This window comes from Campylobacter sp. BCW_6871, assembly GCF_001762325.1.
Classification (GTDB): Bacteria; Campylobacterota; Campylobacteria; order Campylobacterales; family Campylobacteraceae; genus Campylobacter_D; species Campylobacter_D jejuni.
Genome location: NZ_MJWQ01000066.1, coordinates 116,267 through 138,296 on the forward strand (window position 1 = coordinate 116,267; position 22,030 = coordinate 138,296).

The 22,030-nt window shown below is 31.4% G+C and carries 20 protein-coding genes; 19 read left to right on the forward strand and 1 reads right to left on the reverse strand.

Annotated elements, in window-relative coordinates:
- Nucleotides 1-14: 14 nt before the first annotated feature.
- Entirely contained in the window at nt 15-1,016 is a 1,002-nt protein-coding gene (gene mltG, locus AJ930_RS08005) for an endolytic transglycosylase MltG (RefSeq protein WP_044778761.1), read from the reverse strand.
- Between mltG and AJ930_RS08010 the strand changes: the two genes are divergently transcribed.
- The 19 genes from AJ930_RS08010 (at nt 931) to fliD (ending at nt 22,030) form a co-directional block, all read left to right on the forward strand.
- A complete protein-coding gene (locus AJ930_RS08010; protein ID WP_070240566.1) occupies nt 931-3,501 on the forward strand; it encodes a DUF3971 domain-containing protein in 2,571 nt (856 codons plus the stop codon). The genes mltG and AJ930_RS08010 overlap by 86 nt on opposite strands.
- 115 nt (nt 3,502-3,616) lie before the next feature.
- Complete coding sequence (locus tag AJ930_RS08015; RefSeq protein ID WP_070275138.1) at nt 3,617-5,821, forward strand: NADP-dependent isocitrate dehydrogenase; 2,205 nt, start codon at nt 3,617-3,619, stop codon at nt 5,819-5,821.
- Nucleotides 5,818-6,720 carry a malate dehydrogenase gene (locus AJ930_RS08020; RefSeq protein WP_070240564.1) on the forward strand — a complete coding sequence of 301 codons (903 nt, stop codon included), beginning with the start codon at nt 5,818-5,820 and terminating at the stop codon, nt 6,718-6,720. Before AJ930_RS08015 ends, AJ930_RS08020 begins: the two co-directional genes overlap by 4 nt.
- Entirely contained in the window at nt 6,721-7,884 is a 1,164-nt protein-coding gene (gene sucC / locus AJ930_RS08025; RefSeq protein ID WP_002855069.1) for an ADP-forming succinate--CoA ligase subunit beta, read from the forward strand.
- Between the two features lie 9 nt (nt 7,885-7,893).
- Nucleotides 7,894-8,763: a succinate--CoA ligase subunit alpha gene (gene sucD, locus AJ930_RS08030; RefSeq protein WP_044779927.1), complete on the forward strand. Its 870-nt coding sequence runs from the start codon at nt 7,894-7,896 to the stop codon at nt 8,761-8,763.
- A 12-nt stretch (nt 8,764-8,775) separates the two neighbouring features.
- A complete protein-coding gene (locus AJ930_RS08035; RefSeq protein ID WP_032599199.1) occupies nt 8,776-9,087 on the forward strand; it encodes a 4Fe-4S binding protein in 312 nt (103 codons plus the stop codon).
- 8 nt (nt 9,088-9,095) lie between these two features.
- Complete coding sequence (locus tag AJ930_RS08040) at nt 9,096-10,220, forward strand: 2-oxoglutarate synthase subunit alpha (RefSeq protein ID WP_070275139.1); 1,125 nt, start codon at nt 9,096-9,098, stop codon at nt 10,218-10,220.
- Nucleotides 10,221-11,066 carry a 2-oxoglutarate ferredoxin oxidoreductase subunit beta gene (locus tag AJ930_RS08045; RefSeq protein WP_002854895.1) on the forward strand — a complete coding sequence of 282 codons (846 nt, stop codon included), beginning with the start codon at nt 10,221-10,223 and terminating at the stop codon, nt 11,064-11,066. It begins immediately after the preceding gene.
- Nucleotides 11,063-11,620, forward strand: coding sequence for a 2-oxoacid:acceptor oxidoreductase family protein (locus AJ930_RS08050; RefSeq protein ID WP_002870949.1), 558 nt, complete (start codon nt 11,063-11,065; stop codon nt 11,618-11,620). The genes AJ930_RS08045 and AJ930_RS08050 overlap by 4 nt, the downstream gene beginning before the upstream one ends.
- Before the next feature lie 138 nt (nt 11,621-11,758).
- Entirely contained in the window at nt 11,759-12,022 is a 264-nt protein-coding gene (locus tag AJ930_RS08055; RefSeq protein WP_002854834.1) for a DUF2018 family protein, read from the forward strand.
- Between the two features lie 2 nt (nt 12,023-12,024).
- Nucleotides 12,025-12,561 carry an exporting protein gene (locus AJ930_RS08060; RefSeq protein ID WP_070275140.1) on the forward strand — a complete coding sequence of 179 codons (537 nt, stop codon included), beginning with the start codon at nt 12,025-12,027 and terminating at the stop codon, nt 12,559-12,561.
- 13 nt (nt 12,562-12,574) lie between these two features.
- Nucleotides 12,575-13,468: a hexaprenyl-diphosphate synthase gene (locus tag AJ930_RS08065; RefSeq protein WP_044779925.1), complete on the forward strand. Its 894-nt coding sequence runs from the start codon at nt 12,575-12,577 to the stop codon at nt 13,466-13,468.
- Nucleotides 13,468-14,766: a glutamyl-tRNA reductase gene (gene hemA, locus AJ930_RS08070; RefSeq protein ID WP_070275141.1), complete on the forward strand. Its 1,299-nt coding sequence runs from the start codon at nt 13,468-13,470 to the stop codon at nt 14,764-14,766. The genes AJ930_RS08065 and hemA overlap by 1 nt, the downstream gene beginning before the upstream one ends.
- The gene (locus AJ930_RS08075; RefSeq protein WP_083263166.1) at nt 14,750-16,459 is read left to right on the forward strand and encodes a proline--tRNA ligase; all 1,710 of its coding nucleotides are present in this window, start codon (nt 14,750-14,752) and stop codon (nt 16,457-16,459) included. The genes hemA and AJ930_RS08075 overlap by 17 nt, the downstream gene beginning before the upstream one ends.
- Nucleotides 16,456-16,845, forward strand: coding sequence for an FxsA family membrane protein (fxsA, locus tag AJ930_RS08080; RefSeq protein ID WP_002861266.1), 390 nt, complete (start codon nt 16,456-16,458; stop codon nt 16,843-16,845). Before AJ930_RS08075 ends, fxsA begins: the two co-directional genes overlap by 4 nt.
- Complete coding sequence (gene hemC / locus AJ930_RS08085) at nt 16,842-17,765, forward strand: hydroxymethylbilane synthase (protein WP_002861267.1); 924 nt, start codon at nt 16,842-16,844, stop codon at nt 17,763-17,765. Before fxsA ends, hemC begins: the two co-directional genes overlap by 4 nt.
- Nucleotides 17,762-19,564: a menaquinone biosynthesis decarboxylase gene (locus AJ930_RS08090; RefSeq protein WP_002861268.1), complete on the forward strand. Its 1,803-nt coding sequence runs from the start codon at nt 17,762-17,764 to the stop codon at nt 19,562-19,564. Before hemC ends, AJ930_RS08090 begins: the two co-directional genes overlap by 4 nt.
- Nucleotides 19,565-19,718: 154 nt before the next feature.
- Nucleotides 19,719-20,084, forward strand: coding sequence for a FlaG family protein (locus tag AJ930_RS08095; RefSeq protein ID WP_032603292.1), 366 nt, complete (start codon nt 19,719-19,721; stop codon nt 20,082-20,084).
- Nucleotides 20,085-20,086: 2 nt separating this feature from the next.
- On the forward strand, nt 20,087-22,030 hold the full coding sequence (gene fliD, locus AJ930_RS08100; protein ID WP_044794225.1) for a flagellar filament capping protein FliD: 1,944 nt from the start codon (nt 20,087-20,089) through the stop codon (nt 22,028-22,030).

A 22,030-nucleotide genomic window follows, 5' to 3' on the forward strand; every position in this document is an offset into this window, starting at 1 on the left:
ATAAAAATATCAAATTATTTTCCTTTTTGTAAATTTATGGCTTTATTGTGATCATCTATATTTGTGTTAAAAATATGAACTCCAGTATTTTTATCACGCACAAAATATAAATAATCTGTTTTTAAAGGAAAAATAGCTGCACGAATAGCAGCTAAAGAAACATTGCAAACCGCTTCTTTAGGCAATCCCGTAAATTTATAGGTATTATAAGAGCTATTATCTTGTCTTATTCTTTGTGGGGTAACTTTTACATGGGAGTAAATTCCATAATTTAAAGTTCCATCCATTTGAAGCTTCATACCTTTTTTAAGTCGATTGTAAATTACGCTTGCAACTATAGGCATTTCATTTTCATTGGCAGCTTCTTTTTGTATTACAGAAGCGATGATGATATATTGGTGCCATTTTTTTGGATTATAATCCCCAAAAATTTTCTCAGAAGTTTTTTTATTGGAAATTTCAGCATGGTTTAAAAGCATTTGAATGAGTAGATTTTCTGTAATGCCTTTTGGGATTTTATAAGTTTCTGGTAAAAAAACTCCTTCATCATAAGGAGCTTGAGCTTGAAATTCTTTTAAAAGTATATCTTTATCAAGTCCAAGTTGTTTGGCTGCTTGTTCTAAAAAGATTACACTTGTTTCCCCTGGGATAAGAGTAATGGTTTGAAGTGCTGCTTTAGCAATAGTGAGTTTATGTAGAAATTCAGCTCTATTTAAATCTTTTGTACCTATGTTGATCCAGCCTGATTGAGGGTGTCCTAAAAAAAATAAAATATATTTATCAATACTACTCATCTGATATTTATTTTGCTTTAAATATGTTATAATTTGAGAAATTGAACCTTGGGGAATAAATACCACAGAATTGCTTTTTAAAGGCTGAGTTAGATAATAAAAAATCCCCAAAATAAATATCAAAAAGAAGTTGCGTATGAAAAAGAAAATTTTATATATTGTTGTATTTTTTGTTGTGCTTATATTAGCTTTGTTTATAGTGCTTAAAAATGGGATTGTCATCTCTAGTATCCAATTTGATTTTTTAAAATTAGAACAATTATATATTAAATTAGATAAAAAATTAATTGTACGAGCAAAAAATATCACTATAAATGAGACTCAAAATTCCGAAATTTCATCACAAACTCACTCTTCTGATAATGCTTCAACAGAGATTTTAAAAATAACAAAAAATTTAAAATATCTATATACTTTTGTTGAAGAGATTGATATACAAAATTTAAATATAAAAGATAATCATGTGCGTATTTTATTTAAAGATAATGAATTTTTTATAGATAATGATTTGTTATTTTTAAAATTAACATTACAGCGTCAAAATAAAGAACTTATAGCTGATATTAAAAAACTTTTATTAAAAGATTATGATTTAAATATTGATGGAAATTTAAGTATCAATACTAAGAGCGAGTTTTATTATTTTCAAGGTAGAGCAAGTGGAGAATTATTTGACTTTAACGCAAGTATTTCTTACAAAGATAAAAATTTAGCTTATAAAATAGAAGATTTAAACATTAGGAATATTACGGAAATTTTTAAAAGAGTTAATAAAAGAATAGAACTTCCACAGAGTTTAAATCTTTGGATGGCATATAGGGCTAAGGGAGAATTTTATCATTTAGATTATTTGCAGGGCTTTATAGATTTTACTAAAAATAATTATTATTTAGACAATATTAGCGCATCAGGTTATGTTAATAATGTCAAAGTTCGCTTGGATGATAAAATGAATGCTATTGAAATTCCAAAACTCGATTTAAATTTAAATAAACAAAAGCTTGATTTTGTCTTTAATAAAGCTTTCTATAATGGTGCTGATTTAAGTTCTAGTAAGGTTTATCTATATGATTTGTTTGATGAAAAAAAAGTTGGGATTTATTTGCGCATTAAGTCTGATAATCTAAAATTTGACGAAAAACTTGCTAAAGCTTTGGAAGATTATCATTTTTCATTACCTTTTTATCAAAAAAGCGGAAAAATTAAAAGTGATTTAGAGCTTAAAATTGATTTTCATGATAAGGGTGAAATTTTTTATAGTGGTATTTTAGCTTTAGAGAATGCTAGTATTTCTTTGGCTGATTTTAATATTGCAAAAGCATTTGTCAAATTAAATCAAAATAATTTAAATATAGAAAATGCTAGTGTTGAAAATGGCTTTTTAAAAGCTGATTTTAATGCTAAATTTGACTTGCAAAAACAGCAAGGAAATTTCAATACTCAGATTTCAAGGCTTTATTTTGACAATGGGGAGCTTTTAGATTTAAAAAATCAAAATGTAGAAGTAAAATTAGATTATTCGCAAAATGTTAACATTAGCATTCCTCAGTGGAATTTGATTTTAAATTTTAAAGATGGACTTGAGGCTAATCTTAGTAATCCTAAGATTTTATTTTCATTTTCTCCATTGCTTAAAAAGTTTGGGTTTATCGATGCTAAAAATGTTTATTATAAAACTTTAAATTTCGAAGATTTTAATGCAAGCGTTAATGATGCTTATTTTAAAAATAATTTACTTATCAACGGTCAAACTCCTTATGAAAATGATAGCTTTGATATTGTAAAAAATAAAGGCGTTATGGAAATTCATACTCAAAGTGATACAGCAAGTGCTAAAATAAGTTCTGATAATAAAGAAATTCATTTGAAAAATTTAAGTTATATTTATAGAAAAGATTCCAACTCTTCAAATTCAACATTTGATATTTCTACTAATACCCAAAATATTAGTTTTGGTGGAGCAAATGTAGCTTTAATTTTGCCAGATTCTAATAAAACTTTGGCTTTTGATAGGGTAGAGGCTGATTTAAAAGGCAATGCTTTGGATCTTAAAGGTTCTAGAGGAAATGCAAAATTTGATCTTTATTATTCTTCTAATGATTTAAATTTAAACGTTAGCAATATTGATGATAATTATTTAAATGAGTTTTTACAAAAACAAGCTGTTCAAGATGGAGTGTTTAACTTAAGTATAAAAGGAAGTGGATTGGAGTATTTTGACGGACAGATCGATTTTAAAAACACTTATGTGAAGGATTTAAAAGGTGTAAATCAGCTTATTTCCTTTATTGATACTGTACCAAGTTTATTGATGTTTAAATCTCCAACTTTTAATCAAAAAGGTTTAAGCTTGCATGATGGAAAGATTATTTTTAATAGGAAAAAAGATCTTTTAAGTGTTTTGGCTATTAATTTAAATGGCGATAGTGTAGATATATATGGTTTAGGATCAGCAAATTTAAGATTAAATACAGTGGATTTTAGTTTAGAGCTTAAAACTTTAAAATCAGCTTCAGAAGCTATATCCAAGGTTCCAATTTTAAATTATGTAATTTTAGGTAAAAATCAAGAAATTAGCACAAACTTAAAAATAGATGGAAGTATAGATGACCCTAAATTTCATACCGAAATTTTAACAGATACCCTAAAAACCCCTTTTAATCTTATTAAAAATATCATACAACTTCCTGCTAATTTACTTAATTAAAAATATTTAAAGTTTGTTTGAAAACTAAAACAAACTTTAAACTTACTCTTGCATTTTTTTTTATTTGTAATATACTTAAAAATGAAAATAAAAATAAGTTTTTAAAGGACTAAAAATGCAAATTACTTATACCTTAACAGATGAGTCCCCAGCTCTTGCGACTTATTCGTTTTTGCCTATAGTGAAAGCTTTTTTAAGTAGGGCGTATATAGGAGTAAAAACCTCGGATATTTCTTTATCTGGAAGGATTTTAGCTACTTTTAGTGAGTATTTAAAAGAGGAACAAAGATGTGAAGATGCTTTAGAGCTTTTAGGCGAGCTTGTCAAAAGATCGGATGCAAATCTTATTAAAACCCCAAATATTTCAGCTTCTATTCCTCAGCTTAAGGCGGCGATTAAAGAATTGCAAGATAAGGGTTACATGTTACCAAATTACCCAGATGAGCCAAAAAATGATGAAGAATTGCAAATTAAAACAAAATATCAAAAAGTTTTAGGTTCAGCGGTTAATCCTGTATTAAGACAAGGAAATTCAGATCGTCGTTCAACAAAAGCGGTAAAAGACTATGCAAAAAACAATCCTTATCGTGTGGTTGAGTTTAATCCAAACTCAAAAACTCGTGTTTCTTACATGAAAGAAGGGGATTTTTTCTCTAATGAAAAAGCGGTTTTAATCGATCAAGATTGTGTGGCTAATATAGAATTTACAAGCATTGATGGTAAAAATGAAATTTTAAAAGAGGGTTTAAAACTTGAAAAAAATGAAATTTTAGACGCTACTTTTATGGATGTAGAGAAGCTTCAGGAATTTTATGCAAAAGAAATTAAAGCAAGCAAAGATGATGATGTGCTTTTTTCTTTGCATTTAAAAGCTACAATGATGAAAGTAAGTGATCCTATACTTTTTGGTTATGCGGTAAAAGTATTTTTTAAAGAATTATTTATCGAATTTCAAGATGAATTTGAAAAATTAGGTATTAATCCAAATAATGGTTTAAGTGAGCTTTTAAGTAAGATCGAAAATTCAAGCAAAAAAGATGAAATTTTAAAAAAATACAATGAAATTTTAGCTAAATCTGCAGATATTTCTATGGTAAATTCAGATAAAGGCATCACAAATCTTCATGTTCCAAGCGATGTTATCGTTGATGCTTCTATGCCTGCAATGCTTAAAAATGGCGCAAGATTGTGGGATAAGGAAGGTAAGGAAAAGGACACAAATGCCGTAATTCCTGATCAAACTTACGCAGCTATTTATGAGGCGGTTATTGAAGATTTGCATAAAAATGGTACTTTAAATCCTTCAAAACTTGGCAGTGTATCTAATGTAGGTTTAATGGCTAAAAAGGCTCAAGAATATGGCTCGCACGATAAAACCTTTGTGGCTAAAGAAGAAGGAACTTTTAAAATAGTTTCTAACGGTAAAGTTTTATTAGAACATAAGGTTAGAAAAGGTGATATTTATAGAGCTAATCAGGCTAAATTTGATGCGGTGTTAAATTGGATTGATTTAGGTATAGAAAGATCAGAACTTAGTGGAGCCGAAGCTATTTTTTGGTTAGATAGCAAAAGAGCTAGTAATAAAATCATGATAACTTTGGTACAAAATCGTTTAAAAGAAAAGGGTAAAAATATAGCCATTTTAACTCCAAAAGAAGCTTGTTTAAGAAGTTTAGAGTTAATCCGAGAAGGTAAAGATGTTATTTCTATCACGGGTAATGTTTTAAGGGATTATTTAACCGATCTTTTTCCTATTTTAGAGCTTGGAACAAGTGCAAAAATGCTTTCTGTTGTGCCTATGTTAAAGGGTGGAGCTATGTTTGAAACAGGAGCAGGGGGTTCAGCACCTAAACAAGTAGAACAATTAGTCGAAGAAAATCATCTGCGTTGGGATAGTTTGGGTGAATTTTTGGCTTTGCAAGCAAGTTTGGAATTTTATGCAAATAAGTGCAGTAATCATAAAGCTAAGGTTTTAGCAGAATGTCTTGATGAGGCTATAGGCGAATGGCTTGAAAATAATAAAGCTCCATCAAGAAAAGTTAAAGAAGATGACAATAGAACAAGTCATTTTTACTTAGCAATGTATTTTGCAAATCATTTAGCAAGACAGGCAAGTGATATGGAGCTTCAAAGCTTTTTTAAAGATATTGCCCTAGAGCTTTCTTCTAATGAAGAAAAAATCAGAGCCGAATTTAACAATGCACAAGGTGTGAAAGTGGATTTGGGTGGGTATTATAAATTTGATGATGAAAAAGCAAATAAAATCATGCGTCCAAGTGCAACTTTTAACGCTATTTTAGAAAAAATAGGACAAAGATGAAAATCACTGTTATAGGGGCTGGCAATGTGGGCTCAAGCGTAGCTTATGCTTTGATTTTAAGAGAAATAGCAAATGAAATTGTTTTAGTAGATATCAATGAGGATTTGCTTTATGCAAAAGAACTAGAACTTACTCAAAGCATAGCTGCTTTAAATTTAAATATAGATTTACTTTGCGCTAAAGATTATACTCATACCAAAAATTCAGATATAGTGCTTTTTAGTGCAGGTTTTGCTAGAAAAGATGGGCAAAGTAGAGAAGAATTGCTTCAGTTGAATACAAGCATTATGCTTGATTGTGCTAAAAAAATTAAAGATTTTACAGAAGATCCGCTTTTTATTATTTTAACTAATCCTGTGGATTTTCTACTTAATACTCTTTATGAAAGCGGGATTTTTTCATCAAAGAAAATTATAGCCATGGCGGGAGTTTTAGACAATGCAAGATTTAAGTATGAGCTTGCCAAAAAACTTAATGTCAAAATGTCAAGTGTGGATACAAGACTTATTGGTTTTCATAATGATGATATGGTTTTGGTAAAATCTTACGCAAGTGTTAAAAATAAAAATATAAGCGAATTTTTAAATGAAGAAGAATTTGATGATTTAGAAAATGAAGTAAAAACAGGTGGAGCTAAAGTAATCAAACATCTTAAAACTTCAGCTTATTTAGCCCCTGCTAGTGCTTGTATAAGAATGCTTGAGTCCATAAGAAGTGGCGAGTTTTTACCTATGAGTGTGATTTTACATGGAGAATTTGGAGTGCAAAACAAAGCCTTAGGAGTTATGGCAAGATTAGGACTTGAAGGTGTGATTGAAATCATGAGATTAGATCTTAGTTCACAAGAAAAAGACAAATTAGAAAAATCTTTAATCAAATATCAATATAAAGGAGAATAAATGAACATACATGAGTATCAAGCAAAAGCAATTTTTGCGGATAATGGTATCCCTACCTTAAAGGGAAAAGTTGCATTTAGCGTAGATGAAGCTGTGGCTAATGCTAAAGAATTAGGCGGTAGTGTTTGGGCGGTTAAAGCTCAAATTCATGCAGGAGGCCGTGGTCTTGGTGGTGGTGTTAAAATCGCTAAAAATTTAGATGAGGTAAAAGATTATGCAAGTAAAATTTTAGGAATGAATTTAGTAACTCATCAAACAGGACCTGAAGGTAAGCTCGTGCAAAAACTTTATATAGAAAGTGGCGCTAATATAGTAAAAGAGTATTATTTGGCTATTTTATTTAATAGAATGGCAGAGCAAATTACCATTATCGCTTCAAGTGAAGGAGGGATGGATATAGAAAAAGTAGCCAAAGAAAGTCCTGAAAAAATTGCAAAAGTAGGCATTGATCCACAAATTGGTTTTAAAATGTTTCATGGACTTGAAGTAGCGAGAGTTTTAGGACTTGATAAAGATGAAGGCAAAAAACTTATTTCTATGATAGCTAAACTTTATAAGCTTTACATGGATAAAGATATGAATATGCTTGAAATCAATCCTTTAATTAAAACTGCAGAAGGGGATTTTTATGCCCTTGATGCAAAATGCAGTTTTGATGATAGTGCGCTTTATCGTCATCCTGAAATTGCTGAACTTAGAGATATTACTGAAGAAAATCCTGCTGAAAGAGAAGCGGCTGAATTTGGCTTAAGCTATGTGAAATTAGATGGAGATGTAGCTTGTATGGTAAATGGTGCGGGTCTAGCAATGGCAACTATGGATATTATTAATTATAGTGGTGCAAAACCTGCAAATTTCTTAGATGTAGGCGGGGGAGCTTCTCCTGAAACTGTTGCAAAGGCTTTTGAAATCATTTTAAGAGATAAGAATGTAAAAGTTATATTTATCAATATCTTTGGTGGTATTGTTCGTTGTGATAGGATAGCAAATGGAATTTTAGAAGCTACTAAGAATGTTGAGGTAAATATTCCAATTGTAGTGCGTCTTGATGGCACTAACGCAGCAGAAGCAAAGACAATTTTAGATAATTCAAATCTTAAAAATATCAAAGCAGCAACCAATCTTAAAAACGGTGCAGAGCTTGTAAAAAGTTTAGTAGGATAAGGATAGAAAATGAGTATATTGGTTAATAAAAATACAAAAGTAATAGTTCAAGGTTTTACAGGTAAAGAAGCAACTTTTCACGCTGAGCAATGCATGGCTTATGGTACAAATATAGTTGGAGGTGTCACCCCTCATAAAGGCGGACAAACTCATTTAGGTAAACCAGTTTTTGATACCGTTGTAGATGCGGTTAAAGCAACAAAGGCTGATGTGAGCTTGATCTTTGTACCTGCTTTTGCTGTGGGTGATAGCGTGATTGAAGCAGCTGATGCGGGTATTAAGCTTGCAGTTGTAATCACCGAGCATACGCCTGTAAAAGATATGATGTTTGCTAAGCAATATGCCAATAAAAAGGGTATGAAAATCATTGGACCAAATTGTCCAGGTATTATCACTTCTGAAGAATGCAAATTAGGTATTATGCCAGGTTTTATTTTTAAAAAAGGTTGCGTGGGGCTTATTTCAAAAAGTGGAACTTTAACTTATGAAGCTGCTAATCAGGTAGTTCAAGGTGGTTATGGAATTTCTACTGCAGTAGGAATTGGTGGTGATCCTATCATAGGTCTTGCTTATAAAGAACTTTTAAGTGAATTCCAAAAAGATGATGAAACTAAAGCTATTGTAATGATAGGTGAAATTGGTGGTAGTTTGGAAGTGGAAGCGGCTAAATTTATTAAAGAAAATATTAGCAAACCTGTGGTAGCATTCATTGCAGGTGCAACTGCTCCAAAAGGTAAAAGAATGGGGCATGCAGGTGCCATAGTAGGAAGTGCTGATGAAAGTGCTGCAGCTAAAAAAGAAGCTTTGAAAAGTTACGGAATTCATGTGGTGGATTCTCCGGCTTTAATTGGTGAAGAAATTCAAAAAATATTAGGTTGATAAAGGAAAAACATGAGTATGACAGCTCCAAAAGATACCCCTGTTTGGGTAGATGAGCATAGATGCAAAGCATGCAATATTTGTGTTAGCTATTGCCCCGCTGGGGTTTTAGCTATGCGCGATGATGTGCATGCGGTTTTAGGACAAATGATAGAGGTGGTACACCCTGAATCCTGTATAGGCTGTACTGAGTGTGAGACACATTGCCCTGATTTTGCTATTATGGTGGCAAAAAGAGATGAATTTAAATTTGCCAAACTTACTGCTGAGTCTAAAGATAGAGCTGTAGCCGTAAAAAATAACAAATACAAAAAATTAGCATAGGAAAAATAATGAGAGAAGTTATAGCAACAGGTAATGTTTTAATCGCCAAAGCTGCGATTGATTGTGGATGTAAATTTTTTGGAGGCTATCCTATTACCCCTAGTAGTGAGATAGCTCACGAGCTAAGTCATATGCTTCCTGCAAATGATGGAACTTTTATACAAATGGAAGATGAAATTTCAGGTATTAGTGTGGTTATTGGTGCGGCAATGAGTGGAGTAAAATCCATGACTGCAAGTAGCGGTCCTGGAATTTCTTTAAAAGCGGAGCAAATAGGACTTGCATTTATTGCTGAAATTCCACTTGTGATTGTAAATGTTATGAGAGGTGGTCCTTCGACAGGTCTTCCAACTCGTGTAGCACAAGGAGATTTGTTTCAAGCTAAAGCACCAACTCATGGGGATTTTGCAAGCATTGCTATTGCTCCTGCAAGTCTTGAAGAAGCTTATACAGAAACCATTAGAGCGTTTAATTTAGCTGAAAAATATATGACTCCAGTATTTTTACTTATGGATGAAACTGTAGGGCACATGAATGGTAAAGCGGTTTTACCTGATTTAAAAGATATTAAAGTGTATAACCGTAAAAAATTTGAAGGAGACAAAAAGGATTATAAACCTTATGCAGCAGGAGAAAATGAGCCTGCAACTTTAAATCCTTTCTTTACAGGTTATCGTTATCATGTTACAGGACTTCATCATGGAGATATAGGTTTTCCAACTGAAGATGGAGTTATAGTGAAAAAAAATATGGAAAGACTCATAGGTAAAATAAAAAACAATCAAGAAGATATTTGTGCTTATGAAGAGTATATGCTTAATGATGCTGAATTTTTAATCATTGCTTATGGAAGCGTAAGTCGTTCAGCAAAAGAAGCTATACAAAGATTAAGAGAGCAAGGGATTAAAGTGGGACTTTTCCGTCCAATTACTCTTTATCCAGTGGCTGAGAAAAAAATCGCTGAAGTTGTAAGCAAATTTAAAAAAGTAATGGTAAGCGAGCTTAATATGGGACAATATCTTGAAGAGATTGAAAGAGTAACTTCGCGTCGCGATTTTATTAGCTTGCACCGTGCAAATGGTCGTCCTATCACTCCAAGTGAAATTATTGCTAAGGTAAAGGAGAATATATAAATGGCTTTTAATTATGATGAATATCTAAGAGTAGATAAAATGCCTACTCAGTGGTGCTGGGGATGTGGTGATGGCGTTGTTTTAAAATGTATTATCCGTGCAATAGAAAAACTTGGTTGGAATATGGATGATGTTTGTCTTGTTTCGGGTATAGGTTGTAGTGGTAGAATGAGTTCTTATGTAAATTGCAATACAGTTCATACAACTCATGGTAGGGCAATAGCCTATGCAACAGGTATTAAATTAGCCAATCCTAGTAAACATGTTATTGTAGTAAGTGGAGATGGGGATACTTTGGCAATTGGTGGAAATCATACCATACATGGTTGTCGTAGAAATATTGATTTAACCCACATTGTGATCAATAATTTTATCTATGGACTTACGAATTCACAAACAAGCCCAACCACTCCAAAAGGTTTTTATACAGTAACAGCTCAATTTGGAAATATTGACCCTAATTTTGATGCGTGTGAATTAACTAAAGCTGCAGGAGCTTCTTTTGTGGCAAGGGGTAATGTGATCGAAGCTAATAAGCTTGAAAATTTAATTTATAAGGCTCTAGCGCATAAGGGTTATAGTTTTGTAGATGTTTTTTCAAATTGTCATATCAATCTAGGTAGAAAAAACAAAATGGGCGAAGCTGTAGCTATGCTTGATTGGATTAAAAATCGCGTTGTGGATAAAGCTAAATTTGAAAGCATGGATTTTGAAGAAAGAAAAGATAAATTTCCAACAGGAATTTTACATGAAGATAATTCTCAGCCAGAATACTGCCACGCTTATGAAGAAGTACGTCGTGCAGCCAAAGAAAAAAGAATGGTGGATTTAGGAGCTTTAAAATGAAATATCAATTAAGATTTGGCGGTGAAGGCGGACAAGGTGTTATCACCGCAGGAGAAATTTTAGCAGAAGCAGCCATTAAAGAAGGTCGCCAAGCTTTTAAGGCTTCAACTTATACTTCACAAGTGCGTGGTGGCCCTACTAAGGTGGATATTATCATTGATGATAAAGAAATTTTATTTCCTTATGCTGTAGAAGGGGAGATAGACTTTATGCTTTCGACTGCAGATAAGGGCTATAAAGGTTTTCGTGGCGGTGTAAAAGAAGGAGGCATCATAGTTGTAGAGCCAAATTTGGTACATCCTGAAAGTGAAGATTATAAAAAATGGCAAATTTTTGAAATTCCTATTATTACCATAGCTAAAGATGAGGTAGGAAATGTGGCTACTCAATCAGTTGTAGCACTTGCAATTGCTGCTTATATGAGCAAATGTATAGATTTAGATGTTTTAAAGGAAACTATGCTTCATATGGTTCCTGCAAAAACTCGTGACGCAAATGCTAAAGCTTTTGATTTGGGTGTAAAATACGCCACTCAAGCAAAACCACATTCATAATAAATTCCGCACCATGCGGAATTTAACTTCTAAAATTTTACATATTGCAAATAAAATTTAAATTTTAATTATTTTAATTTAGCTACTTTTAACGATTAAAATTTTATAATCAAAAACTTATATTTTCAAGGAAAATTAATGGATTTTTTTGATGAAATGTTTAATAAAACTCCAAAAGAAAAATTTATAGAAATTATACAAAATGGAAATTTAGGAGCCTTAGAAAAAGTTTTTGAGGAATTTTTTGCTGATCATATTGCCATGGTAGAACTTTTAGAAAAACAAGGTTTAACAGAAATGGATGTAAAAAATTTCATATTAGAAAATGGTGATTTTATAGAAGAAAGGCAAAATGATATTTATATAGAATTAGGCGCAAAAATTTTAGGACACGAAGGCTAAAATTGTTTAAAATAAGCCCTTGTTTAATTTGTATTTTTTTTATTTTTAGCAATGTTTTAGCATCTGAACCAACTTTTGCTTATACTTATAAATTTATACTTAAAAAAGATGAGAGAGCTAGTGTGCAGATTAAAGAAATAGGCTATGAAGATAAGGTGCAAAATTTTGATTTTTATTGGACTTTGTTTGATAATACTAATATCATCGTACATTCGAAATTTCGCAAATATCCGCGTCAATTTGTGATGAGTTTAAGAAGAAATTTAGATTGGGTAACTCAAACTTTAATACCTGATTATACCAATCCACATATTGATAGAGCAAGACTGATTTTAGAATTTAGTGCTTATAATAAAGGTTTGGCAACTTTTACAGTTTATATAGAAGATAAGGAATCTCGTTTAATGGTAGAATTTTTAGATCCGAGAAAAAAAGCTTTACAAAATCCACCGCAAAACAATCAGGTTGTTCCTATGATTAATTTTAACGAACCTCAGGTAAAACCATTAACAAACAAAGAAAATAATAATAGCAATTAACAAGGAAAAGATAGTGCAAAAAATAGATGAATTAATAAAACAGTTTTTACAAGAACTTGGCTATGAACCTATTTTAAATATGCTTTCAAATGTAAAATCAGGAAAGAAATTACGCTCTAAATTATTATTAGCTATCGCAGATGAGAGTGAGATTGCTTTTAAAATTTGCGCAGCTATAGAATTGATACATCTTGCTAGTTTGTTGCATGATGATATTATCGATGAGAGTGAATTAAGGCGTGGAGCAAGATCTGTTAATGCTGAATTTGGCACAAAAAATGCTCTTATGTTGGGCGATATTTTGTATTCAAAAGCCTTTTATGAATTAAGCAAAATGGATACTAGATTTGCAAGTATTATTTCAGATGCTGTTGTAAAGCTTGCTATAGGCGAACTTATGGATGTTGATTTGGGAGAGAAATTTAATATCAATAAAGAAGCTTATTTGAAAATGATCTATAATAAAACAGCTGTTTTGATCGAAGCAAGTGCGAGATGCGGAGCTATTTTGGCTGGATTATATGAAAAAGATTTTGCAGAATATGGAAAAAATTTAGGACTCGCTTTTCAGATGATTGATGATATTTTAGATATTAAGAGTGATGAAAAAATTCTTGGAAAACCTGCTATGAATGATTTTAAAGAGGGTAAGACTACCTTACCTTATATTTATCTTTATGAAAATTTACAAGAACAAGATAGGATATATTTGCAGACTTTATTTAAAAAAGATTTAAATGAAAATGAAAAAGAGTGGCTAAAAACTAAATTTGAAGAACAAAAAGCTTTGGAAAAAGCTATTTTAGAAGCTAAAACTTATGCAAAAAAGGCTAGTAAAGCGATTGAAAAATATGATAATAACAAGCTTAATGATATTATTAAAGCTATGATAGATAGGGAATTTTAATGTATTATTATATATCTTTTACTCATAAAAATACAGATATTGCCTTAAGGGAAAAGTTAAGCTTTTCCAATGAAGCTAAAAAAAGTGAGTTTTTAAAAATCATTAGCACTCATGAAAATATTGAAGAATGTTTGGTTATAAGTACTTGCAATCGTGTTGAAATTGTTGCTTTTGTAAAAATGGCCTGTGCGGAGTTTATTGTTAAATCTTTGGCTTTGCTTTGTGATGTGGATAAAGATATTTTACTTGAAAAAGCTGATATTTTTGAAGATAGTGGAGCAATCCATCATCTTTTTTCCGTAGCAAGTTCTTTGGATAGTTTGGTGGTTGGAGAAACTCAGATAGCGGGGCAGTTAAAAGATGCCTTTGCTTTTGCCGTAAAAAATAATTTTTGCGGAGTGCACCTTTCACGAGCAGTACATAGTGCTTTTAAATGTGCTGCTAAGGTACGCAATGAAACTCAAATTTCTAAAAATCCTATTTCTGTGTCCAGTGTTGCTGTGGCAAAAGCAAAAGAACTTGCAGATTTAACACAGAAAAAAGCTGTTGTTATTGGAGCTGGAGAGATGGGGGAACTTGCAGCAAAACATTTAATTGCTGCGGGTGCTAAAGTGATTATTTTAAATCGTGATTTACAAAAAGCCAAAGATTTGTGCGAGAGACTTGGTGTTTTAAGCGAATATGATAGTTTAGAAAATTTAAAAAAATATTTAAATCAATACGAGTTTTTTTTCTCAGCTACCAATGCACCAAATGCTATTATTACAAATGCTTTAATAGAAGAACTTCCTTATAAAAGGTATTTTTTTGATATTGCAGTTCCAAGGGATATTGATATCAATGAAAATGAAAATATATCTGTTTTTGCCGTAGATGATCTTGAGATTGTGGTTCAAAAAAATTTAGCGTTAAGAGAACAAGAAGCTCGTATGGCTTATGGGATAATAGGTCGTGAAACAAGTGAATTTTTTAGATATTTAAACGATTTGGCTTTGATGCCTATTATCAAAGCTATACGCTTGCAAGCTAAAGAATATGCAGATAAACAACTTGAAATTGCGTTAAAAAAAGGATACTTGAAAAAATCCGACAAAGAAGAGGCTAGAAAGTTGATTCATCAAGTTTTTAAGGCTTTTTTACACACACCTACTGTAAATTTGAAGCATTTACAAGGTAAAATGCAAAGCGATACAGTGATTAATGCTATGCGTTATGTTTTTGATTTGCAAAATAATCTTGAAGGTTTAAATCAATATAAATGTGAATTTGATATGGAGAATAATGATGAGATTTACTAAATTTTATGCACCAAGCTTAAAAGAAGCGCCAAAAGATGCGAGTTTACCTAGTCATATTTTTTTAACGCGTGCAGGTTTTGTAGAACAAATTGGTAGTGGACTTTATAATTTCTTGCCTTTGGGAAAAAGAGTTTTAGACAAGATTAAAAATATAGTTAAAGAAGAAATGGATAAGGCTGGAGCACAAGAAGTAAATCTTAGTTTTATCACTCCTGCAAGTTTGTGGCAAGAAAGTGGGCGTTATAATGTTTTTGGAAAAGAACTTCTGCGTTTTAAAGACAGAAAAGAAAATGAATTTGTTTTAGGTCCAACACATGAAGAAGCTATGCTTTCTTTGGTAAAAAACAAAATCACAAGCTATAAACAACTTCCTTTGCATTTATATCAAATTGGACTTAAATTTCGTGATGAAGCAAGACCTAGATTTGGGCTTTTAAGATGTCGTGAATTTTTAATGAAAGATGGATACAGTTTTCATGCTAATGAAGAAGATTTAGGGCGTGAGTTTGAGCTTATGTATAAAACTTATTCTCAAATTTTACAAAGAATGGGACTTGATTTTAGAGCAGTTGAAGCTGATAGTGGGGCTATTGGTGGAAGTGGTTCTAAGGAATTTATGGTTTTAGCAAAAAATGGGGAAGATGATATTTTAATTTGTGAAAATTGTGATTATGCAGCTAATGTTGAAGCTGCAAAAAGAGCTAAAAAAACTTGTCAAGATGAGCGTCCTGAAGCAAATTATGCAAGTAAATTTCACACTCCAAATATTAAAACTATAGATTCTTTAGCACAATTTTTTAAAATCAATGCTTTTTATACGATTAAAGCAGTGGTAAAAAAAGCTATTTACGAAAATGAAAGCAAATTAGTTGTGTTTTTTATAAGAGGAAGTGATGATTTGCAAGAAATCAAGGCTCAAAATGCTTGCAATGCCCTTGAACTAGTCGATGCAAGCGAAGAAGAATTAGAAAAAGCTGGTTTAGTAGCTGGTTTTATAGGTTTTGTGGGGTTAAAAGATATAGATTTTTATATAGATTTTGAGCTTGAAAACGAAAAACAAATGATTATGGGTGCGAATGAAAAAGATTATCATTTAATCGGCATTGATGTTGTAAATTTAAACAAAGATCGTTTTAAAGATTTGATTGAAGTTAAAGAAGGGGATTGCTGTGCTAAATGTGGAGCAAAATTAAAACAAAGCAAAGGTATAGAAGTAGGGCATATTTTTAAACTAGGACAAAAATATTCCAAAGCGATGAATGCAAATTTCTTAGATGAAAATGGCAAAAGTCAGCCTTTTTACATGGGATGTTATGGCATAGGTGTTTCACGCTTGTTGGCTGTAGCTATTGAAGCAAGTCATGATGAAAAAGGATGTATTTGGAATAAAACTTTAGCTCCTTTTGTGCTTGAAATTATTGTTTCAAATCTCAAAGATGAAAAGGCTTTAGAATTTGCTAATAAGCTTTATGAGGATTTAACCAATCTTGGATTAGAAGTATTGCTTGATGATAGAAATGAGCGTTTTGGGGTCAAAATGAATGATTTTGAACTTATGGGTTTTCCTTATGCGTTAGTTATTGGTAAAGGATTAGAAAATAATGAAATAGAGTTTATCCAAAGAGAAGGTTTAGTAAAGGAACTTATAAAAACTGATGAACTTATGGAAATTCTTAAAAAGAAAGTGTTATGAATTATAAATTAAGTTTAAGCCCTTTATTTGTACTTGAAATTATTGCAAGTATATTTTTTATAGTGTTTTTTGGTTTTGGTAATTTTTTATTTTTCATACTTTTGAGTATGATTTTTGGTGCGGTTTTATTGGGAATTTTTTGGAAAAACATGCTTGAATTTCAAATGGGTGGCTTAAAGGATATGTTAACACAATTTTCTTTTGTTATCGCAGGGTTTTTACTTGTTGTTCCAGGGATTATTACAAGTGTTTTTGGAATTTTTGTATTTTTCTTTGGTATTGCTTTGAAAATAATGACTAAATCAAAATATCAATACACTAAGCAAGAGTATCAAAATTCTAATGAAGAAATCATTGATGTTGAAATTATAGAGGATAGAAAATGAAGCTTATTATCGCAACAAGAAAAAGTCAATTAGCTCTTTGGCAAAGTGAACATGTAGCCCAAATTTTAAAAAATACACATCAAATTGAAGTGCTTTTAGAAGGTTTTAAAACAAAAGGTGATGTTTTGCTGGATTCTCCTTTGGCAAAAATTGGCGGCAAAGGACTTTTTACAAAAGAACTTGAAGAAAGTATGTTAAGAAAAGAAGCGCATTTAGCGGTACATAGTTTAAAAGATGTGCCTAGTTTTTTTCCTCAAGGTTTAGTTTTGGCAGCGGTAAGTAAAAGAGAGCAAAGCAATGATGCTATGTTAAGTCAAAATTATAAAGATTTTCTTTCTTTGCCAAAAGGTGCAAAAATAGGCACTACTAGTCTGAGACGCAAGATGCAGATTTTATTATTAAGACCTGATTTAGAGATTATTTCTTTGCGTGGTAATGTTAATTCTCGTATAGAGAAATTAAAAAATAATGAATTTGATGCGATTATTTTGGCAATGGCGGGAATTAAACGCTTAAACTTAGATAAGCAAGTGAATTTTGTTTATGGATTTAGCAAGGATGAGCTTATTCCTGCGGCTTCTCAAGGAGCTTTAGGTATAGAAAGCATAAATGATGAAAAAATTTTAGAACTTTTAAAATGTTTAAATGATGAAAATGCTTTGATTGAAACAAGCATTGAAAGAGAATTTATTGCTACTTTAGAAGGGGGTTGTCAAGTTCCTATAGGTATTAACGCAGAGCTTTTAGGAGATGAAATTTGTGTGCGTGCAGTGCTTGGACTACCCGATGGAAGAGAAATTTTAAAAGATAAAAGAATGATTAAAAAAGATGATTTTAAAGGTTTTGGAGAGAGTTTGGCTAAGGAGTTTATTGCTAAAGGTGCTAAAGAACTTTTAAAAAAAGCTGAGAGCATGCTATGAAAGAATTTATTCAAATTTTAAAAGAAAATGATCTTTTAAGGGTAATTGAAGAGCCTGTAGATGTAGATCTTGAAATCGCTCATTTAGCCTATATAGAAGCTAAAAAAGGAGAAAAAGGTAAGGCTTTATTGTTTAAAAATCCTATAGATAAAAAATTAAATAAACAATATAAATTTCCTGTTTTGATGAATACTTTTTGCAATGAAAAGGCTTTAAATTTAGCTTTTGGGCGTGATTATGAAGAGGTGGCTGAAGAAATTTCAAAACTCACCAAGCTTCATATTCCTACGAGTTTTAAAGCAAAAATGGATTTTTTTATGAATTTGTTAAGTTTTAAAAATGTTCCTCCTAAAAGACTGAAAAAAAATAAAGCCTTGTATGATTATGAAATTTTAAACTCTCTTGAAGAACTTCCAGTGCTTAGAACTTGGGAAGATGATGCGGGTAAATTTATCACCATGGGGCAAGTTTATACGCAAAATTTAGATAAAACTCAAAATAATCTTGGAATGTATCGTTTGCAAATGAGTGATAAAAATGAACTTTTAATGCATTGGCAAATTCATAAAGATGGGGCAAATTTTTATCACGAATACAAAAATGCTGGTTTTAAAAAAATGCCTGTAAGTATAGCTATAGGTGGAGATCCACTTTATATTTGGTGTTCTCAAGCACCTTTACCTAAAGGAATTTTTGAACTTTTGCTTTATGGTTTTATTAAAAAAACTCCTGCAAAACTTACCCCTTGTGAAAATGGTATTTTTGTACCTTGTGATAGTGATGTGGTTATTGAAGGTTATGTGGATTTAGAAGAGTTTAAAATCGAAGGTCCTTTTGGAGATCATACAGGTTTTTATACTCCTGCTGAACTTTTTCCTGTGATGAAAGTAGAAAAAATTTATGCCAAAAAAGATGCGATATATCAAGCAACGGTTGTAGGAAAGCCTCCTTTAGAAGATAAGATCATGGGGCTTGGTACTGAAAGAATTTTTTTACCCTTGCTTCAAACTTCAGTACCTGATTTAATTGATTATAATATGCCTGAAAATGGAGTCTTTCATAATCTTATCTTAGCAAAAATTGATGCAAAATATCCCGCTCATGCGCAACAAATTATGCATGCATTTTGGGGAGTAGGGCAAATGAGTTTTGTTAAACATGCAATTTTTGTAGATAAAAATGCACCTTCTTTGAAAGATTATGATGCTTTAATTCCTTATATTTTAAATCGTTTTGATACAAAGAAAATGTTAATTTCAGAAGGAATTTGTGATCAATTAGATCATGCTTCGCCTAATTCTTGTTTTGGGGGTAAAGCAGGACTTGATGCTTGCAAGGAAACACAAGTAGAAGAGCTTGAAATTTTAGAAGATGAAAAATTGTTAGAACTTTTTAAAACTAAGGTAGAGCTTTTAAATTTAAAGCAATTTTATAAAGAAAGCAAAAGTCCTATAGTTTGCATTTTGCTTAATAAAAAAGAAAAAATTGAACAAAGTTTTAATAAATTTTTAGAATTTAAAAAACATTTTAGGATTTTAGTATTTTTGGATACTGAAAATAAGCTTGAAAACCCTTATATGCTTGTTTGGCGTGTGGTAAATAATATAGATGCTAAAAGAGATATTTTTATCAAAGAAGAAAGACTTGGAGTGGATGCAAGTGCTAAGGGTGAAGCTGAGGGCTATTTAAGAACTTGGCCTAAGCAAACAGATTGCACTAAAAGCGTGATAGAAGATTTAATCTTACGTAATATCTTAGAAAATAATCCAGATCTTTTTAATAAATTTGAAATTTTTTAAGATAGTTGAGATTTTTTTAAAATTTTGGCACAGTTTTTGCTTACTATTTTTTATATTGAAAAATAAATTTTTCTTTACTAAGTGTTCATAAATTTATAAATTTGTCGATATAAGCTTGTAACTAGCAATAAGAAATTTTAAAAAGGATTTTAAAATGGAAATATCGAAGGCAAATGGGCAAATGGATACAGCTTTGGCAAACATTAGCCAAAGAACAAGTGAGACACAGGCTAGTTTAAACATTCAAACCGATAGAAGTCAAAGCCAAGGAGGCGATGATGGACAACAGCAAGGTGTGAATGAAAAGTTAGCTGATATTACAAAAAAGTTAAATGAACAAATGGATTCTTTAGATACTAATGTTCGTTTTGGTTATAGTGATAAAATTAATTCTATGTATATTAGCGTGACTGAAAAAAGTACTGGAAGGGAAATTCGTCAAATTCCTAGCGAAGAAGCTATGAGATTAGCTGAGTATTTTAGAGATGTGATAGGAATGATATTTGATAAGGAGAGTTAAAAATGGCATTCGGTAGTTTATCTAGTTTAGGATTTGGTTCTGGGGTTTTAACTCAAGAAACCTTAGACAAGTTAAAAGAAGCAGAACAAAAAGCTCGTATTGATCCTTATACTAAAAAAATCGAAGAAAATACAACCAAACAAAAAGATTTAACCGAGCTTAAAACCAAGCTTTCTGCTTTTCAAGCAGCTGTATCGTCTTTAGGAGACTCTACGGCTTTTGCAAAAAGAAAGGTTATAGCAAGTATCACTGATAATCCTCCTGCAAGCCTTAGTGTGACTTCAGGTGTTGCTTTACAAAGCATGAATATCAATGTAACTCAACTTGCCCAAAAAGATGTTTATCAAAGCAAGGGTTTGGTAAATGATACAGGAATTATCAATGCAAGTTTAAAAGAACCTACAAATTTAACTTTTTTTTCTAATGGAAAAGAATATAGCGTTACTATAGATAAAAATACAACCTATAGTGATTTAGTTGATAAGATTAATACTGCTACGGGTGGAGAAATTGTAGCTAAGATGGTAAATACAGGAGAAAAAGACGCACCTTATCGCTTAACCTTAACGAGTAAGGAGACAGGTGAAGATAGTGCTATAAGCTTTTATCCGGGTGCAAAAGATTCTGATGGTAAATACAAAGTTGATGAAAATGCTAAAAGTGTTTTTGAAAGTCTTGGTTGGAAACTCGATGAAGATGCTTTAAAAGCTGAAGATTTTGATCCTGCTAAAAGTAAAAAAGGTGTTGGCATTATTGATAGCGAAGATAATCCTTTGCATATTCAAAAAGCTCAGGATGCTAAATTTACCATGGATGGTATCAAGATGACAAGATCGAGCAATACTATAACCGATCTTGGTGTAGGTATTACTTTGACTTTAAATAAAACAGGTGAAATTAATTTTGATGTTCAGCAAGATAGTGAGTCTGTTACCAAGGCTATGCAAGATATGGTTGATGCCTATAATGATTTAGTGTTAAATCTTAATGCCGCTACAGACTATAACAGCGAAACAGGAACCAAAGGTTCTTTACAAGGCGTAACCGAAGTAAACTCTATACGCTCAAGTATTATTTCTGCGCTTTTTAAAACTCAATCAGTTGATGGCACTGTAGAAGATACTAATGGAAATAAAGTAAGTGCTAAGGTAATGCTTTCTTTACAAGACTATGGTTTAAGTATGACTGAGTCAGGAACTCTAAATTTTGACTCTTCCGCTTTTGAAAGCAAGATGAAAGAAAATCCTGATTTAACTGAAAGCTTTTTTTCAGGCATTACTCAATACAAGGATATAAACTATACTGGTGATTTAATTAAAGAAGGTAGTCTTAGCAAATATGTGGGCGAAGATGATGATAAAGGTATAAGTTTTTCTTCAGGTAAGTTTCAAATTGTTACGAATTTTGAAACTTATGATTTATCTAAAAATGCTGATGGAACTGATTTTAAATTAACAGGAAAAACAGAGCAAGAAATGCTTCAAAATCTAGCTGATCATATCAATAGTAAAGGTATTGAAGGTTTAACAGTTAAAGTTGAAACTTATGAAAAAGATGGAGAAAAAGGATATAAGCTTAATTTTAAAACCGACGGAAGTTCTGATTTTGCCATAAAAGGAGATAGCGAATTTCTTAAACAATTTGGCTTAAGCCAAACGAGCATTGCTGCTGAGGCAGTTGAAGGTGTGGGTGTTTTTGCGCAACTTAAAACAACTTTACAAGGTATAACAGGCAAAGATGGCTCTTTAACAAAATACGATGAGAGTTTAACAAATGATACTAAGTCTTTAACCCAAACCAAAGAATCAACTCAAACTTTGATTGATACAAGGTATGATACAATGGCAAATCAATGGTTGCAATATGAGAGCATCTTAAATAAACTTAATCAGCAATTAACAACTGTGACTAATATGATCAATGCAGCAAATAATTCTAATAATTAA

Bases quoted from the DNA above. Each gene is read 5' to 3' on its own strand.
- AJ930_RS08010 (WP_070240566.1), top strand. From the start codon at position 931: ATGAAAAAGAAAATTTTATATATTGTTGTATTTTTTGTTGTGCTTATA.
- mltG (WP_044778761.1), bottom strand. From the start codon at position 1,016: ATGACAATCCCATTTTTAAGCACTATAAACAAAGCTAATATAAGCACA.
- AJ930_RS08015 (WP_070275138.1), top strand. From the start codon at position 3,617: ATGCAAATTACTTATACCTTAACAGATGAGTCCCCAGCTCTTGCGACT.
- AJ930_RS08020 (WP_070240564.1), top strand. From the start codon at position 5,818: ATGAAAATCACTGTTATAGGGGCTGGCAATGTGGGCTCAAGCGTAGCT.
- sucC (WP_002855069.1), top strand. From the start codon at position 6,721: ATGAACATACATGAGTATCAAGCAAAAGCAATTTTTGCGGATAATGGT.
- sucD (WP_044779927.1), top strand. From the start codon at position 7,894: ATGAGTATATTGGTTAATAAAAATACAAAAGTAATAGTTCAAGGTTTT.
- AJ930_RS08035 (WP_032599199.1), top strand. From the start codon at position 8,776: ATGAGTATGACAGCTCCAAAAGATACCCCTGTTTGGGTAGATGAGCAT.
- AJ930_RS08040 (WP_070275139.1), top strand. From the start codon at position 9,096: ATGAGAGAAGTTATAGCAACAGGTAATGTTTTAATCGCCAAAGCTGCG.
- AJ930_RS08045 (WP_002854895.1), top strand. From the start codon at position 10,221: ATGGCTTTTAATTATGATGAATATCTAAGAGTAGATAAAATGCCTACT.
- AJ930_RS08050 (WP_002870949.1), top strand. From the start codon at position 11,063: ATGAAATATCAATTAAGATTTGGCGGTGAAGGCGGACAAGGTGTTATC.
- AJ930_RS08055 (WP_002854834.1), top strand. From the start codon at position 11,759: ATGGATTTTTTTGATGAAATGTTTAATAAAACTCCAAAAGAAAAATTT.
- hemA (WP_070275141.1), top strand. From the start codon at position 13,468: ATGTATTATTATATATCTTTTACTCATAAAAATACAGATATTGCCTTA.
- AJ930_RS08075 (WP_083263166.1), top strand. From the start codon at position 14,750: ATGATGAGATTTACTAAATTTTATGCACCAAGCTTAAAAGAAGCGCCA.
- fxsA (WP_002861266.1), top strand. From the start codon at position 16,456: ATGAATTATAAATTAAGTTTAAGCCCTTTATTTGTACTTGAAATTATT.
- hemC (WP_002861267.1), top strand. From the start codon at position 16,842: ATGAAGCTTATTATCGCAACAAGAAAAAGTCAATTAGCTCTTTGGCAA.
- AJ930_RS08090 (WP_002861268.1), top strand. From the start codon at position 17,762: ATGAAAGAATTTATTCAAATTTTAAAAGAAAATGATCTTTTAAGGGTA.
- AJ930_RS08095 (WP_032603292.1), top strand. From the start codon at position 19,719: ATGGAAATATCGAAGGCAAATGGGCAAATGGATACAGCTTTGGCAAAC.
- fliD (WP_044794225.1), top strand. From the start codon at position 20,087: ATGGCATTCGGTAGTTTATCTAGTTTAGGATTTGGTTCTGGGGTTTTA.